Annotated in this window: 9 protein-coding genes; 2 read left to right on the forward strand and 7 right to left on the reverse strand. The window is 74.8% G+C overall.

Features of this window, described 5'->3' with window-relative positions:
* Window positions 1-41 precede the first annotated feature (41 nt).
* A complete protein-coding gene (pulA, locus tag GQS52_RS20285; RefSeq protein ID WP_259371164.1) occupies window positions 42-5,456 on the forward strand; it encodes a pullulanase-type alpha-1,6-glucosidase in 5,415 nt (1,804 codons plus the stop codon).
* Window positions 5,457-5,668: 212 nt separating this feature from the next.
* Window positions 5,669-6,553, forward strand: a complete 885-nt coding sequence (locus GQS52_RS20290; RefSeq protein ID WP_182314779.1) for a hypothetical protein — start codon at window positions 5,669-5,671, stop codon at window positions 6,551-6,553.
* Window positions 6,554-6,679: 126 nt separating this feature from the next.
* Here the strand turns inward: GQS52_RS20290 and GQS52_RS20295 are convergent, their stop codons facing one another.
* The 7 genes from GQS52_RS20295 to GQS52_RS20325 form a co-directional block, all read right to left on the reverse strand.
* On the reverse strand, window positions 6,680-7,792 hold the full coding sequence (locus GQS52_RS20295) for a polyprenyl synthetase family protein (protein WP_259370876.1): 1,113 nt from the start codon (window positions 7,790-7,792) through the stop codon (window positions 6,680-6,682).
* A gap of 308 nt (window positions 7,793-8,100) precedes the next feature.
* Window positions 8,101-9,966, reverse strand: a complete 1,866-nt coding sequence (locus GQS52_RS20300) for a glycoside hydrolase family 18 chitinase (protein ID WP_182314780.1) — start codon at window positions 9,964-9,966, stop codon at window positions 8,101-8,103.
* 135 nt (window positions 9,967-10,101) lie between these two features.
* A complete protein-coding gene (locus GQS52_RS20305) occupies window positions 10,102-11,028 on the reverse strand; it encodes an aminoglycoside phosphotransferase family protein (protein ID WP_182314781.1) in 927 nt (308 codons plus the stop codon).
* A gap of 107 nt (window positions 11,029-11,135) precedes the next feature.
* A complete protein-coding gene (locus tag GQS52_RS20310; protein WP_259370877.1) occupies window positions 11,136-11,951 on the reverse strand; it encodes a DUF1295 domain-containing protein in 816 nt (271 codons plus the stop codon).
* 154 nt (window positions 11,952-12,105) lie between these two features.
* Window positions 12,106-13,353 carry a cyclopropane-fatty-acyl-phospholipid synthase family protein gene (locus GQS52_RS20315; protein WP_259371166.1) on the reverse strand — a complete coding sequence of 416 codons (1,248 nt, stop codon included), beginning with the start codon at window positions 13,351-13,353 and terminating at the stop codon, window positions 12,106-12,108.
* A gap of 115 nt (window positions 13,354-13,468) precedes the next feature.
* Window positions 13,469-14,257 (reverse strand): DUF1365 domain-containing protein, encoded by a 789-nt coding sequence (locus GQS52_RS20320; RefSeq protein WP_220472783.1) that lies wholly within the window; start codon window positions 14,255-14,257, stop codon window positions 13,469-13,471.
* Window positions 14,254-15,543 (reverse strand): FAD-dependent oxidoreductase, encoded by a 1,290-nt coding sequence (locus tag GQS52_RS20325; RefSeq protein WP_182314783.1) that lies wholly within the window; start codon window positions 15,541-15,543, stop codon window positions 14,254-14,256. Before GQS52_RS20325 ends, GQS52_RS20320 begins: the two co-directional genes overlap by 4 nt.
* Window positions 15,544-15,701: the final 158 nt, after the last annotated feature.

Consider the following 15,701-nt stretch of genomic DNA (forward strand, 5'->3'; position numbering starts at 1 on the left):
CCTCGCGCACGCGCACCGCGGCGGCCGCCCTGGCCGCGGCCGTGCTGCTGGGCGCAGCCCCGGCCGCGACCCCGGCGGCCGCCGCCGCGCAGCCCCCGCCCCCGCCGTCCGACAAGGCACTGGCGGCCGCCCCGGACCGCCACGACCTGACCCGGGAGCAGTTCTACTTCGTCCTGCCGGACCGCTTCGCCGACGGCGACCGGGGCAACAACACCGGCGGGCTGTCCGGCGGGCGCACCACCACCGGCTACGACCCCGCCGACAAGGGCTTCTACCACGGCGGCGACCTCAAGGGCCTGACCGAGAGGCTCGACTACATCAAGGGCCTGGGCACCACGGCCCTGTGGATGGCCCCGATCTTCAAGAACCGGCCCGTGCAGGGCGAGGGCAAGGACGCCTCGGCCGGCTACCACGGCTACTGGATCACCGACTTCACCCGGGTGGACCCGCACTTCGGGACCGACGCCGACCTGGAGAAGCTGATCGACACCGCCCACGCCAAGGGCATGAAGGTCTTCTTCGACGTCATCACCAACCACACCGCGGACGTCGTCGGCAACGAGGAGAAGGCCCACGGATACCTGTCCAAGGGCGCCTTCCCCTACCTGGCGAAGGACGGCCGGCCCTTCGACGACTCCGACGGGGTGAAGGCCTCCGACGTCGACGCCGACTCCTTCCCCTACACCCCCGCCGTCGACCCGGCCGAGAAGGACGTCAAGGTCCCCGCCTGGCTCAACGACCCGGAGATGTACCACAACCGGGGCGACTCCACCTTCGCCGGGGAGAGCGCCGGGCACGGCGACTTCTCCGGCCTGGACGACCTGTGGACCGAGCGCCCCGAGGTCGTCGAGGGCATGGAGCGGATCTACGAGCGCTGGGTGAAGGACTTCGACGTCGACGGGTTCCGCATCGACACCGTCAAGCACGTCGACATGGCCTTCTGGACGCAGTGGGCCACCGCCCTGGACGCCTACGCCGCCAAGCAGGGCCGGGACGACTTCTTCATGTTCGGCGAGGTCTACTCCGCCGACCCCGCCGTCACCGCGCCCTACGTCACCCGCGGACGCCTCGACTCCACCCTGGACTTCCCCCTCCAGGACGCCACCCGCGCCTACGTCTCGCAGGGCGGGTCCGCGCAGCGGCTGTCGAAGGTCTTCGCCGAGGACCACCGGTACACCACGGACCGGGCCAACGCCTACGAGCAGGTGACCTTCCTCGGCAACCACGACATGGGCCGCATCGGCGCCTTCCTGAAGCAGGACAACCCGGGGGCGTCCGACGCCGAACTGCTGCGCCGCTCCCGCCTCGCCGACGAGGTGATGTTCCTCGGCCGCGGCAACCCGGTCGTCTACTACGGCGACGAGCAGGGCTTCACCGGCGCCGGCGGCGACAAGGACGCCCGCCAGACCATGTTCGCCTCCCGCACCGCCGACTACCTCGACGACGACCGCATCGGCACCGGCGACGGCCACGACACCGACGCCTACGACACCTCCCACCCCTTGTACCGCACCATCGCCGGGCTGTCCGCGCTGACGAGGAAGCACCCGGCGCTGCGCGACGGCGTCCAGACCGAGCGGTACGCGGACGACGGCGCGGGCGTGTACGCCTTCTCCCGCACCGACGCCCGGCAGCAGGTCGAGTACGTCGTCGCCGTCAACAACGCGACGGAGCCGAAGAAGGCCCGGATACCCACCTTCTCGGCGGAGACCGGGTTCACCGCCCTGTGGCCGAAGGCCGCCGCCGAGGCCGGGAGGAAGGCCGTCACCGACGCCGACGCGGCCCTGTCCGTCGAGGTGCCCGCGCTGTCCGCCGTCGTGTACCGGGCCGACGGGCGCCTGCCCGCGCCGGACGCCGCACCGAGGATCACCCTGCGGGCCCCGGAGGCCGGCGCCACCGGCACCGCCGCCGTCACCGCGACCGTGCCCGGGGACGGCCTGAACCGCGTCGTCCTCGCCGCCCAGGCCGGCAACGGCAAGTGGAAGGTCCTCGGCAGCGCCGACCACGCCCCCTACCGGGCCGGCCACGACCTGACCGGGGTCGCGCCCGGGACCGTCCTGCGCTACAAGGCCGTCGTGATCGACTCCGCGGGCCGCACCGCGAGCGCCACCGCCACCGGCACCGCCGGCGCCCCCGAGCCGGAGGCGCCGCCCACCGCCGTCTCCCGCGACCACGCGGTCGTCCACTACAAGCGCCCCGACGGCGACTACGACGGCTGGCAGCTGTACGCCTGGGGCGACCTGGCCGACGGCGAGGCCACGCAGTGGCCGGCCGGCCACGCCTTCACCGGCCGCGACGCCTACGGCGCCTTCGCCTGGGTGAAGCTGAGGAAGGGCGCCTCGAACGTCGGCTTCGTCGTCGTCAAGGACGGCGTCAAGGACGGCGACGCCGACCGCTCGATCGACCTGTCGAAGACCGGCGAGGTGTGGATCGAGCAGGGCGAGGAGAAGGTCCTCGACCGGGCGCCCGAGGGCGCGTACCCCGAGCCGGACCGCTCGAAGGCCGTCCTGCACTACCACCGCGCCGACGGCGACTACGCCGGCTGGGGCCTGCACACCTGGACCGGCGCCGCCGAGCCCACCGACTGGGCGAAGCCGCTGGAACCGGTGCGCACCGACGCCTACGGCGCCGTCTTCGAGGTGCCCCTCGTCGAGGGGGCGACCGGCCTGAGCTACATCGTCCACAAGGGCGACACCAAGGACCTGCCCACCGACCAGTCCCTGGACCTGGCCGGCACCGGGCACGAGGCCTGGCTGATCGCCGGGCAGGAGAAGTACCTGCTGCCGCAGACCTCCGGCTCCGCCGCCGACCTGGACCTGGGCGAGGCCCGGGCCCAGTGGGTCGACCGGGACACCGTCGCCTGGAAGGCGTCCTCGCCCGACGCCGCGAGCACCCAGCTGGTGTACGCCCCCGACGGCGGCATCGAGGTGGCCGGCGGCCGGCTCACCGACGAGGGCCACTGGCTGCGACTGAAGCCCGCGCGCGGAGGCCTGACCGAGGAGCAAGAGGAGAAGTACCCGCACCTGAAGGACTGGGCGGCCTTCACCGTCGACCCGCGCGACCGCGACCGGGTGCGCACCGCGCTGACCGGCCAGGTGATCGCCACCCAGCGCACCGCCGACGGCGCCCTGCTGACCGCCACCGGCGTGCAGACCGCCGGCGTCCTGGACGACCTGTACGCGAAGAGGGCCGCCGGCGCGGAACTCGGCCCGGTCTTCACCGGCAGGGGGGTGGCGAAGCGGCCCGTCCTGTCGGTGTGGGCGCCCACCGCGAAGAAGGTCGCCCTCGAACTGGACGGCAGGACCGTCGCGATGCGGCGGGACGCCGGCAGCGGCGTGTGGAGCGTGACCGGCAGCCCGGGATGGCGGAACAAGCCCTACCGCTACCTGGTCACCGTCTGGGCCCCGCAGGCGGGGAAGGTCGTCACCAACAAGGTCACCGACCCGTACTCCACCGCCCTGACCGCCGACTCCGCCCGCAGCCTCGTCGTCGACCTGGCCGACCCCAGGCTCGCGCCGAAGGGCTGGAAGGGCCTGGACAAGCCGCGGGCCGCGCCCCTGACCGACGCCCGCATCCAGGAACTGCACATCCGGGACTTCTCGGTGGAGGACCCCACCGTCCCGGCCGCCGAGAAGGGCACCTACACCGCCTTCACCCGCACCGGCAGCGACGGCATGCGGCACCTGCGGAAGCTGGCCGACGCCGGCACCACTCACGTGCACCTGCTGCCCGCCTTCGACTTCGCCACCGTGCCGGAGCGCAGGGAGGACCAGAAGTCGCCCGACTGCGACCTGGCCGCCCTGCCCGCCGACTCCGCGAAGCAGCAGGAGTGCGTGTCCGCCGTCGCCGCCGACGACGCCTACAACTGGGGGTACGACCCGTACCACTACACCGTCCCCGAGGGCTCGTACGCCACCGACCCCGACGGCACCGCCCGCACCGTGCAGTTCCGCGAGATGGTGCGCGGCCTCAACGACGCCGGCCTGCGCGTGGTGATGGACGTGGTCTACAACCACACCGCCGCCTCCGGGCAGGACGCGAAGTCCGTCCTGGACCGCATCGTGCCCGGGTACTACCACCGGCTCCAGGAGGACGGCTCCGTGGCCACCTCCACCTGCTGCGCCAACACCGCGCCGGAGAACGCGATGATGGGCAAGCTGGTCGTGGACTCCGTCGTCACCTGGGCGAAGGAGTACAAGGTCGACGGGTTCCGCTTCGACCTGATGGGCCACCACCCCAAGGCCAACATCCTCGCCGTCCGCAAGGCGCTCGACGGACTGACCGTGGAGAAGGACGGCGTCGACGGCAGGTCCGTGATCCTCTACGGCGAGGGCTGGAACTTCGGCGAGGTCGCCGACGACGCCCGCTTCGAGCAGGCCACCCAGAAGAACATGGCCGGCACCGGGATCGCCACCTTCAGCGACCGGGCCCGCGACGCGGTGCGCGGCGGCGGCCCGTTCGACTCCGACCCCGGCGTGCAGGGCTTCGCCTCCGGCCTGTTCACCGACCCCAACGGCTCGAAGGCCAACGGCACCGCGGCCGAGCAGAAGGCGCGGCTGCTGCACTACCAGGACCTGCTCAAGGTCGGCCTGTCCGGCAACCTGGCCGACTACACCTTCACCGACACCGGCGGCAGGCGGGTCAAGGGCTCCCAGGTGGACTACAACGGGGCGCCGGCCGGGTACGCCGACGCCCCCGGCGACGCCCTCGCCTACGCCGACGCCCACGACAACGAGACCCTCTACGACGCGCTGGCGTTCAAGCTGCCGAAGGACACCCCGGCCGCGGACCGCGCCCGCATGCAGGTCCTGGCCATGGCCACCGCGGCCCTCTCCCAGGGCCCGGTGCTCTCCCAGGCCGGCAGCGACCTGCTGCGCTCGAAGTCCCTGGACCGCAACTCCTACGACAGCGGCGACTGGTTCAACGCGATCCAGTGGCCGTCCTCCTCCGGGTCCTCCGGCGGGTCCTCCGGCGGGTCCGGGAAGGGGTGCCCGGCCGGCAACGGCTTCGGCCGCGGCCTGCCGCCCGCCGCGGACAACGAGGACAAGTGGCCGTACGCCGGGCCGCTGCTGCGCGGCGCCTCCGTGCAGCCGGACTGCGGGCGGATCACCGGGGCGTCCGCCGCCTACCGGGACCTGCTGCGCATCCGCTCCACCGAGGACGGCTTCGGCCTGACCACGGCGGGGCAGGTCCAGGAGCGGCTGTCCTTCCCCCTGTCGGGGCCGGACGAGACCCCGGGCGTGGTCACCATGCGCCTCGGCGACCTGGTCGTGGTCTTCAACGCCACGCCCGAGGCGCAGGAGCAGGAGGTGGCCTCCCTGGCCGGCGAGGAGTACGCCCTGCACCCGGTGCAGGCGTCCGGCTCGGACGCCGTGGTGAAGAGGTCCGGCTACGAGGCCGGCAGCGGGACGTTCACCGTCCCCGCCCGCACCGTCGCCGTCTTCACCGCGGACTGACGGCGCGCCGGCCCCCGGCGGTACGTCCGCCGTGGGGGCCGGCCCGGCGCCCCGGGCCCGTCCGCACGAGCGGGCGGGCCCCGGGGCGTTCGTGTGGCGGTCGTGTGGGGGTGGTGTCACGCGTCTTGTGCGACGGGCGCGCCATGCACGACCCTGAGGGGCGAGTCCCGCATACCGTCGGTAACACCTCCGTGAGGATCTGACCCGTCCTGATGCTTGCCGCCTCCACGTACACCGCCCACTCCGCCCCCGAGGCCGCGGCACCCGTGCGCACGGTCACCGCCGGCGTCCGCGCCGCGTACCTGTGGCCCCTGTTCCTGCTCTGCACGGGGCTCGCCCTGGCCCTGCTGCTCTTCTCCGGGGACACCGGGAAGTTCTTCGTCTGGACCGTGCGCTCGCCGCTCACCGCGGCGACCATCGGCGCCTACTACGCCAGCGCCGCGGCGCTGTTCGCGGAGAGCCTGCGGCAGCGGCGCTGGGTGGACGCCAGGATGGGCGTCCACCTGTCGCTCCTGCAACTGCTGATCATGCTGACCGTCACCCTGTTCAACTACGACAAGATCCACCTGATCGACACCAACAGCACCAGCTTCGTCGGAGCCTGGCTGTGGCTGGTCGTGCACATCGTCTTCCCGGTGATCGCCCTCACCCTGCTGGGGGCGCAGGCGCAGACGCCCGGCGTCAACCCGCCGCGCCGCGAGGCGATGCCCGTCCCCCTCGTCGTCCCCCTGGCGGCGGTCTGCCTGGCCGCCACCGCCCTCGGCCTGGCCATGCTGGTCGTCCCCGAGCGGCTGGTGGACCTGTGGCCGTGGCAGGCCAGCCCGCTGGACCTGCGGGCGATGGGCGCCTGGACCCTCGTCTACGGACTCGGCACCGGCTGGGTGATCCGCGAGGGCGAACCCGAGCGGATGCGCGCCGGCGCCACCGCGGTGTGCGCGCTCGGGGTGGTCGCCCTGGTCACCGTGGTGGGCTTCTTCGAGGAGATCGACTGGAGCCGCGAGAGCGTGTGGGTGTACGTCTCGGTGATGATGCTCCTGGTGCTCGTCGGCCTCTTCGGCCGGTTCCTGGCCAACCAGCCCCCGCAGGACGACGCCTGACCCCGGCGGCGCTCCGGCCCCGGGAGTGCTCCGGTTCCGGCGGTGCTCCGGTCCCGGCGGTGCTCCGGGCCCGGGCCGACGGCAGCTCCCGCCGCCGGGCCGGGCCCCTCACGGCACCCGTGCCCTTCAGAGGACCCGCATCCTCACCGCGCCGGCGTCCTCGCAGTCCCGCAGCCTCCGCTCCACCACGAACTCGGCCAGGGCGTCGATCTCCTCCGCCGCGGGCCCCGCCAGGGCCAGGCCGTCCAGCGCGTCCCGCGCCGACTCCAGCGCCCGCCGCGCCTCGCGCACCGCGAACTCCCGCCCGCCGGCCTCCTCCACCAGCTGCGCCGCGTACGCCGCCCGCGCCCGCGTCAGCGGCTCCCCGCCGCCCAGCAGCTTCTCCAGCCGCCCCGCCACCACCTGGTCCAGCGCGGCGGCCGCCACGACCGGCATCGTGCGCGCGCCCCTGAGCAGGCTCCCGTGGTCGGGCCTCCGGCCCGCCGTCGGGGGCCCCCAGATCCCCGTCACCTCCCGGGCGAGCTGCAGTGCCAGCCCCAGCCTGCGCCCCGCCGTGCCGAACGCCTCCACGCTGCCCGCCGAGCCACCCGCCAGCAGCGCGCCCAGCGCCGCCGCGCAGCCCAGCAGCGTGCCGGTCCGGCGCAGTGCGGCCTCCCGGTACTCGGCCGGCCGCACCGCATCGGGCCCCGCCCAGGGCCGGGACCCGAAGAGCGCCTCCTCGGAGCGGCCGTGGACGAGCCCGGCCAGCGCCCCCGAGACCAGCCGCACCGCCTGCGCGGAACGCTCCCCGCCGACCCGCGAGACCACGTCCACGGCCAGGGCCAGCAGCGCGTCGCCGGAGAGCACGGCCGGGCCCGTGCCGAACTCCTTCCAGGCGGCGGGCCGTCCGCGGCGCTGCTCCCCGCGGTCCGCCACGTCGTCGTGCACCAGCGTGGAGGCGTGCACCAGCTCCACCGCGACCGCTCCGGGCACCGCCGACCCGCACGCGCCCCCGACGGCCTCCGCCGCCAGTACCGCCAGCGCGGGGCGGACCCCCTGGCCGGTCCCGCCGCCGCTCCCGGGGGCGGCGCGTTCCGAGCCGTCCGCGGCCACCCAGCCGAAGGAGTACGAGACCACCCGCCGCGGCCACGGATGGAGCCGGTCGACGGCGGTCCGCAGGGCGGGACGCACCAGCTCGCGGCAGCGGAGGAGGGTCTCCTCGGCAGCCGGAGCGTGGTCGACGTACGGGGTGGACAGCAACAACGGTGTTCTCCCCTCGACGCGGCGCCCGGCGCGGCGCCGACGGTCGGACCGATTCGGTGATCACGGTATCGACGGCCGCTCCGATCCCCGCCGATCACTCGAACGGCGTCGTGTCGTGACCGTTGATCATCCGATCGTCATCACGGCACGGTGCGTGCGGCACGGCACGGCACGGCACGGCGCGGGGGAGGGGGAGGGGGAGGGGGAGGGGGGCGGGGACGACGGGGGCCGGGGGACGGCAGGCGGCTTGCCGTCCCCCGGCCGGCCGGGGAGGTGGTGCGTGGTGGGGCGGGCGCCCCGGGTGGTCAGCCCAGGCCGCGGTGGATGGCGGTCATCAGTTCGCCGTCGGCGGTGTCGCCGCTGAACTCCCAGAAGAACGCGCCGCCCAGGCCCTTGGACTTGGCGTAGTCCATCTTGCCGGTGACGGTGGCGGGGGTGTCGTAGCTCCACCACTGGTCGCCGCAGTGGGCGTAGGCGGTGCCGGCGACGGTGCCGTTGGCCGGGCACTTGCCCTTGAGGACCTTGTAGTCCTCGATTCCGGCCTCGTAGGTGCCCGGCGCGGCGCCGGTGGCGGTGCCGCCGGGCTCCTTCTGGGTGACGCCGGTCCAGCCGCGGCCGTAGAAGCCGATGCCCAGCAGGAGCTTCTTCGCCGGGACGCCCTTGGCGCGCAGCTTGGTCAGGGCGGCGTCGGTGTCGAACCCGGCCTGCGGGATGCCGGGGTAGGAGGTGAGCGGGGAGTGCGGGGCGGTCGGGCCCTTGGCCGCCCAGGCGCCGAAGAAGTCGTAGGTCATGACGTTGTACCAGTCGGCGTACTGCGAGGCGCCGGCGTAGTCGGCGGAGTCGATCTTCCCGCCGTCGGAGGCGTCTGCGGTGATGGCGGCGGTCACCAGGGCGTTCGTGCCGAACTCGGCGCGCATCGCCCTCATCATGTCGGTGAAGGCGCCGGGACCGCTGGTGTCGCAGGTCAGGCCGCAGGCGTTGGGGTACTCCCAGTCCAGGTCGATGCCGTCGAAGACGTCGGCCCAGCGGGGGTCCTCGACCAGGTCGTGGCAGGACTTCGCGAAGGCGGCGGGGTTCTTGACCGCGTCGCCGAAGCCGCCGGACCAGGTCCAGCCGCCGAAGGACCACAGCACCTTGATGTGCGGGTACTGCGCCTTGAGCTTGCGCAGCTGGTTGAAGTTGCCGCGCAGCGGCTGGTCCCAGGTGTCGGCCTTGCCGTCGACGCTCTGGTCGGCGGTGTAGGCCTTGTCGTAGTCGGCGTAGGCGTCGCCGATCGTGCACTTGCCGCCGGTGACGTTGCCGAAGGCGTAGTTGATGTGCGTGATCTTGTTCGCGGAGCCGGAGGTGACGATGTTCTTCACGTGGTAGTTGCGCCCGTAGACGCCCCAGTTGGTGAAGTAGCCGAGCTTGACGTGCTGGCCGGGGGGCTGCTCGCCGCCCCCGCCGCCGGTGGTGCGCACGGCGACCGAGCCGCTCGCCGGGCCGGTCTGGCCGGCGGTGTCGCGGGCCCGCACCGCGTAGGAGTAGTCGGTGCCGGCGGTCAGGCCGCTGTCGGACCAGCTGGTGGTGGTGACGGTGGCGACCTTGGCGCCGTCGCGCAGCACCTCGTAGTCCTTGACGCCCTTGTCGTCGGTGGCCGCGCTCCAGGACAGCTTCACCGAGGTGTCGGTGATGCTGCTCGCGGACGGCGTGCCGGGCGCGGACGGGGGCTCGTCACCGGGGACGGACGTGCCGTCGCAGGAACCGCCGTTGAGCCTGCAGCCGGTGGGGCTGCCGCTCCCGGTGCCGTTGAAGCCGAAGCTCACGCTCGCGCCGGGGGCCAGCGAGCCGTTCCAGGACAGGTTCTTGGCCGTGTAGTGGTTGCCCGAGGCGGTGACGGTCGCGTCCCAGGAGGAGGTGACCTTCGTGCCCTCGGGGAAGTCCCACTCGACGGTCCAGCTGCTGATCGTGGTGGTCCCGGTGTTCTTGACCGTCCACTTGCCCTCGAAGCCGCTGCCCCAGTCGGAGGCCTTGGCGTAGGTGGCGGTGGCGCCGATGTCGGCGGCGCGGGCCGGGGTGGTCAGGCCGACGAGGCCGGCCACGGGGAGCAGCAGCGCCACGAGCCCGGGCAGGGCGCGGCGCCGGATGCTTCTGAAGCGGCGGGTGGTGCGTTCGGAAGTGCCTGTTCTCAAGGGTGCTCCTCGAGCTGGGTCCGGACAGTGGGGGAACCTGTGCCGCCGGACGGGCCCGTACGAAATGGCATGCCCATCACAGTTGCGAGGAGAATAGAAAGGTCTGGACCACCGGTCAATAGGTCTGGACCAATTTCAACCGCCGGTGCTCCCTCCGCACCACTCCAACAGGAAGCGCGTCGCGGGATCGTCGCGCCCGGCCGCCGCCCGGGGCACCGCCACCAGTGGAGCCAGGGACCGGCACCACCCGAGGATCCGCCCGGACGACGAGCCGGGCACCAACGCGGCCAGCTCCCCGGCCCGCCGGACCGCCTCCGCCGCGTCCGCCACGCCCTCCAGCACCCAGTCCGCGGCGTCGAAGTCCGGGACCCCCACGCAGGGACGGGGGTCGACAGCCACGAAGCCCCGCCCGGAGCCGCCGTCCAGCACGTTGCCCGGGTGGAGGTCGCCGTGCACCAGCCCCGCCGGGCCGGAACCGGCCAGGGCCGCCGCCTCCTTCCGCCCCCGCTCCAGCAGGCGCCGCAGGGACGGCTCCTCCGCCCCGCACCGCCCGGCCAGGCGGCGCCCGGCCAGGTCGAACAGGAACTCCACCCGCTCCGCCAGTGTCGGCAGCACCGACCCCGGCCCTCCCGCCGGCGCGTGCCCGCGCAGCGCCCCCAGCAGCCCGGCGGCCCGCTCCGGCCGCCACGGACCGCCGGGCAGCTCCCGCAGCGGGGTGCCCGGATCGACGCCCTCCAGCAGCAGCGCCCCGGCCTCCGGGTCCTGCGCCACCAACCCGACCACCGCCGGGATGCCGGCCCAGGCCCGCAGCGCCTCGGCCTCCTGAGCCGCGATCAGCGGATCCGGCGTCAGCTTCATCCACACCACCGCGCCGTCGCCCCGTCGGACGCACCGGAACACCCGCGAGGTGCCGCCCCCGCCGGCCTCCAGCACCTCCAGACCCCAACGCCCGGCCAACTCCCCGACCAGCGCGGGCAGCCGGTCGCACCACTCCCGGGCCTTGGGCCCGAACCGCACCGCGAGCCGCTCCCGCGCCTCCCGCCCCACCTCGGCGATCCCCACCGTCCGTCACCCTCCCGCCCGGCCCCTGCGCGGTGGGGCCTCCGCCCCCAGTCTGAACGCCCGGTCCCGCCCCGCCGGGCTGTGGCAGGGCGGGAACCGGCGCAGCGTCAGCCGGTGGGGGAGCGGCGGGGCGGGCGGGGGACGAAGCCGCTGGTGCGGGCGGCGTACTCGGCCCAGCCGGGGCGGCCGGCCATGTGCCGCTCCAGCAGCCGCTTCCCGCTGCCGACGGTCAGCAGCGCGGTCATCACCAGCGGCGAGACGACGGTCGGCAGCCCGGCCCAGTGGCCGCAGGCCAGCAGGAACAGCCCCCACCACACCAGGAAGTCCCCGAAGTAGTTGGGGTGCCGGGTCCAGCTCCACAGGCCGCGGTCCATGATCCGGCCCCGGTTGGCCGGATCGGCCTTGAACCGGGCCAGCTGCCGGTCGCCGACCGCCTCGAAGAACAGCCCAGCCGCCCACAGCGCGACCCCCGCCGCGCCGAGCGCGCCCAGCGGCGCGGCCTGGTACATCGCAGCCTGGACCGGCAGCGACACCAGCACCACCAGGGCGCCCTGGAGGAGGTAGACCTTGCGGAAGGCGTAGGCGGTGCGGCTGCCCGGGGCGCGGGAGAGCATCTGCTCGTACCGCGGGTCCTCGCCGTGACCGCGGCCGCGCGCGGCGATGTGGGCGGCCAGCCGCAGCCCCCACACCGCCGTGAGCGCGGCCACCACCGCGCGCCGCGCCCCGTCCCCGCCGTCCCCGGCGGAGACGGCGTACGACACCAGGGCCACGGCGGCGAACGCGGCGCCCCACGCCACGTCCACCACCCGGTGCACCCCCTTGGCCGCGCCCACGGCGAAGGCCACCAGCATCACCGCCAGGGCCGCGCCCGCCGCCGCGAGCACCCCTTGGGCGAACTGCTCCCACGGGAAGGGCCCGGTCACCGCGCCGCCCCCGCCGGGGCCGCAGGGGCGCCTGGCTCCGCCGGGGCGCCGGCCGGGCCGGCCCCGCTGCCGTCCCGGGCGCGCAGCCGCACCGGCAGCCCGCCCCCGCCCAGTGCCCTCTCCGCCGGCCGGGCCGGCCGCTGCGCGATCCCGGTCACCGGGCACCGCCCCCGTTCCGCGTGAGCAGCAGCTGCTGCACGTCCAGGTAGCCGGACCGGAACCCGGCCTCTGAGTAGGCCAGGTAGAAGTCCCACATCCGGCGGAAAGTGGCGTCCAGGCCGAGGGCCCCGACCTCCTCGGCGCGCCCGGCGAACCGCTCCCGCCACAGCCGCAGCGTCTCGGCGTAGTGCGGGCCGAACGCCTCCCTGCGAACGATCCTCAGCCCGGTGTGCCGGCGGGTCGCCGACTCCAGGGCCTCCACGGAGGGGATCAGCCCGCCGGGGAAGACGTACTTCTGGATCCAGGTCCAGGTCGACCGGGAGGCCTCCATCCGGTCGTGCGGCATGGTGATCGCCTGCAGGGCGATCCGCCCGCCGGGCGCCAGCACCCGCTCCAGGACGCCGAAGTACACCGGCCAGAACTCCGCCCCCACTGCCTCGATCATCTCCACGCTGACGACCGCGTCGTAGACGCCCCCCACCTGCCGGTAGTCGCGCAGCAGCAGCGTGACGCGGTCCTCGTACCCGGCCTCGGCCACCCGCCGGGACGCCAGCCGCAGCTGCTCCTGCGACAGGGTCACCGTGGTCACCCGCGCGCCGCGGGCGGCGGCGCGCAGCGCCAGCTCGCCCCAGCCGGTGCCTATCTCCAGCAGCCGGGTGCCCGCACCGACCCCGGCCGCGTCCAGCAGCCGGTCGACCTTCGCCCGCTGCGCGGCGGCCAGGCCGTCCCAGGAGGCGTCCGGCCGCCCGTCCGGGCCCTCGGGGAAGACGGCCGAGGAGTACGTCATGGTCTCGTCGAGGAAGAGCGCGAACAGGTCGTTGGACAGGTCGTAGTGGCGGTGGATGTTGCCGCGGGTGTTCGCCACGGTGTTGCGCTGCGCGGCCGGCTGCCGGCGCGCCCACGCCCCGCGCAGCCGCTGCAGCGGCGCGGGCACGAGCTCCGCGGCCCCGGACGCCAGCACGGTGAGCACCCCCACCGGGTCCTGCGCGTCCCACTCGCGGGCCGTCCAGGACTCGCCGAACCCGATCAGGCCGTCGGCCCCCAGCCGCCGGAAGAACGCCTCCGGCCGGAGCACCTCCAGCACAGGGGACCCGGGGTCCCCGGCGCCCAGCACGGTGCCGTCCGGCAGGACCGCCCGCAGCGGCAGCCGGGCCAGGGCCCGCTCCACCAGCAGCCGTGCCGCCCGGCCGCGCAGGACGGCCCGCGGCACCCGGGCCACGTCCGGCCACCGGGCCGGGTCCACGGCGCCGGGGCCGGCGGGCCCCGCGGCGGCCGGGGGGCCGTCGGCCGGGGCGGCCGGGGCGGCCGGGGTGCCGTCGGCAGGGCGGACGGTTTCCTCGAAAGAACCGGTCGTCACATCACACCTTCTCGAACTCGGTACCGGTGGCCGCCCCCGTGCCGGGGCGGTCCGGGCGCGGGAAGACCTTCAGCCCGCGCAGGAACAGGGCGGTGCCCCGCAGCCGGATGTGGGCCGACACCCAGGCGGTGGCCAGCGGCCTGCGCACGGCCAGCCGCAGCAGCTGCCCGGCCGTGCCGGGCCTGCGGACCCCGCGCACGGTGGCGGAGAACGGGCGCCCGCCCCCGCGCTCCAGGCGGACCGCGACGTCCAGCCGGCCGTCCGGCTCCGGCAGCCGCATCCGGTAGCGGCCGTCGACCGGGAAGAACGGGGAGACGTAGAACTCCTTGTCCGCCTCCGCGACCTGCCGCCCGTCCGGGCGCAGGAGGTAGCAGTGCCGGCCGCCGTACGTGTTGTGCACCTCGGCCACCACGCACACCGGCGCGCCGGCCGCGTCGCGGCACCAGTAGAGGGTCACCGGGTTGAACACGTGCCCCAGCACCCGGGCGGCGGTGAGCATCAGCACCCGCAGCCCCGAGGGGTCCACGCCGTTCGCCGCCAGGAAACGGTCCAGGCCGGCCCGGACCGTCGGCGCGGACCCGTCGAAGTGGTCCCGGGCGTCGAAGCCGGCCAGCGGGCGCGCCCAGCGGGGCAGCACGGGCAGGGCGTCGGGGTCGACCAGCCACAGGTAGGTGCGGTGCCGGAAGGCGTCGCGCAGCGGCGAGGTGCGCACGTGGACGACCGTGCACGGGTACAGGGCGGGAGCCGGCCCCGGGACACCGCCCGGGGCCGGGTGCGCGCGGCCGCTCACCACTCGGCGCCCAGGGACCGCGCCGCCGCCACCCCGGAGCGGCAGCCGTCCTCGTGGAACCCCCAGCCGTGGTAGGCCCCGGCGAACGCGGTCACCCCGGTGTTCAGGCCCGGCAGCAGGGACTGGGCGGCCACCGACTCGGCCGTGTACACCGGGTGCTCGTAGACGGTGCGGGCCAGCACCTTCTCCGGCGCCACCCGGTCGGCGCCGTTGAGGGTGACCACGTGCGGCTGCGGCGAGCGCAGCCGCTGCAGCCGGTTCATGTCGTAGCTGACCCGGACCGCGTCCGCCGGGCCGTCGCAGGACGGCATCAGGTAGTTCCACGAGGCGCGGGCGCCCGCGGCGCGGGGCAGGAGTCCGTCGTCGGTGTGCAGCAGGGTCTCGTTGCGGGAGTAGCGGAACGCCCCCAGCGCGGCCCGCTCCTGCCCGGTCGGCCGGTGCAGCAGCCGCAGCGCCTGGTCAGGATGGGTGGCGACCACCACCGCGTCCACCGCGTGCACGGCGCCGTCCTCGGTGACCACGTCCGCGGACGAGGCGTGCCGCACCACGGTCCGCACGGGGGCGCCGGTGCGCACGGCCGTCAGCTGCTTCGCCACCCGCTCCACGTACTCGCGCGAACCGCCGCTGACCGTGCGCCACTGCGGCGAGCCGGTCACCGACAGCATCCCGTGGTGCTCCAGGAAGCGGAACAGGTAGCGGGCCGGGTACTCCGCGGCGGTGTGCGGCGCGCACGACCACACGGCCGAGACCAGGGGGGTCATGAAGTGCGAGACGAAGTAGGGGGAGAAGCCGCCGCGCCGCAGGAACAGGCCCAGCGACGGCCCGGCGCCCCCGCCGGCGCCGTCCCCGGTGCCGCTCTCCGCGAGCAGCCGGCGGGCGGCCCGGTGGAAGCGCGGCACCTCGGCGAGCATCCGCAGGTACCGCGGGCGCAGCGCGTGGCGCGGGGAGGCCAGCAGGCCCGCGGGCCCCCTCGCCCCCGCGTACTCCAGGCCGCAGCCCTCGCACCGCACCGACATCGACATCTCGGCGTCCTGCGTGGCCACCTCCAGCTCGCGGAACAGCCGCAGCAGGTTCGGGTAGGTGCGCTCGTTGTGCACGATGAACCCGCTGTCCACGGCCAGCACCCGCCCGTCCGGGGAGGCCACGTCGTGGGTGTGCGCGTGGCCCCCCAGCCGCCGGTCCGCCTCGAACAGCACCACGTCGTACCGGCGCTGCAGCAGGTACGCCGCAGTCAGCCCGGACACCCCGCCGCCGACCACCGCGACCCGCCGCCGTGACGACCCCATCCGCTCCTCCTCCGCCCCGCCCGGAGCCCTTGCTCCGGACCCTTCCGGATCCGCCCGCCCCCGTACGCGCGCTCCGCCGTCCGGCCGGTATTCGGTGCCCCCCGGACGGCGGATTGGTCCGACTGCTGGCGAAGAGGTGAGGACCGCGCCGAAGCGAG

Source organism: Streptomyces sp. SCUT-3, assembly GCF_014083985.1.
Taxonomy (GTDB): domain Bacteria; phylum Actinomycetota; class Actinomycetes; order Streptomycetales; family Streptomycetaceae; genus Streptomyces_H; species Streptomyces_H thermolineatus.

What these genes read in the sequence shown, in the direction of transcription:
- GQS52_RS20325 (WP_182314783.1), bottom strand. Translation starts at nt 15,543, where the DNA reads ATGGGGTCGTCACGGCGGCGGGTCGCGGTGGTCGGCGGCGGGGTGTCC.
- GQS52_RS20290 (WP_182314779.1), top strand. Translation starts at nt 5,669, where the DNA reads ATGCTTGCCGCCTCCACGTACACCGCCCACTCCGCCCCCGAGGCCGCG.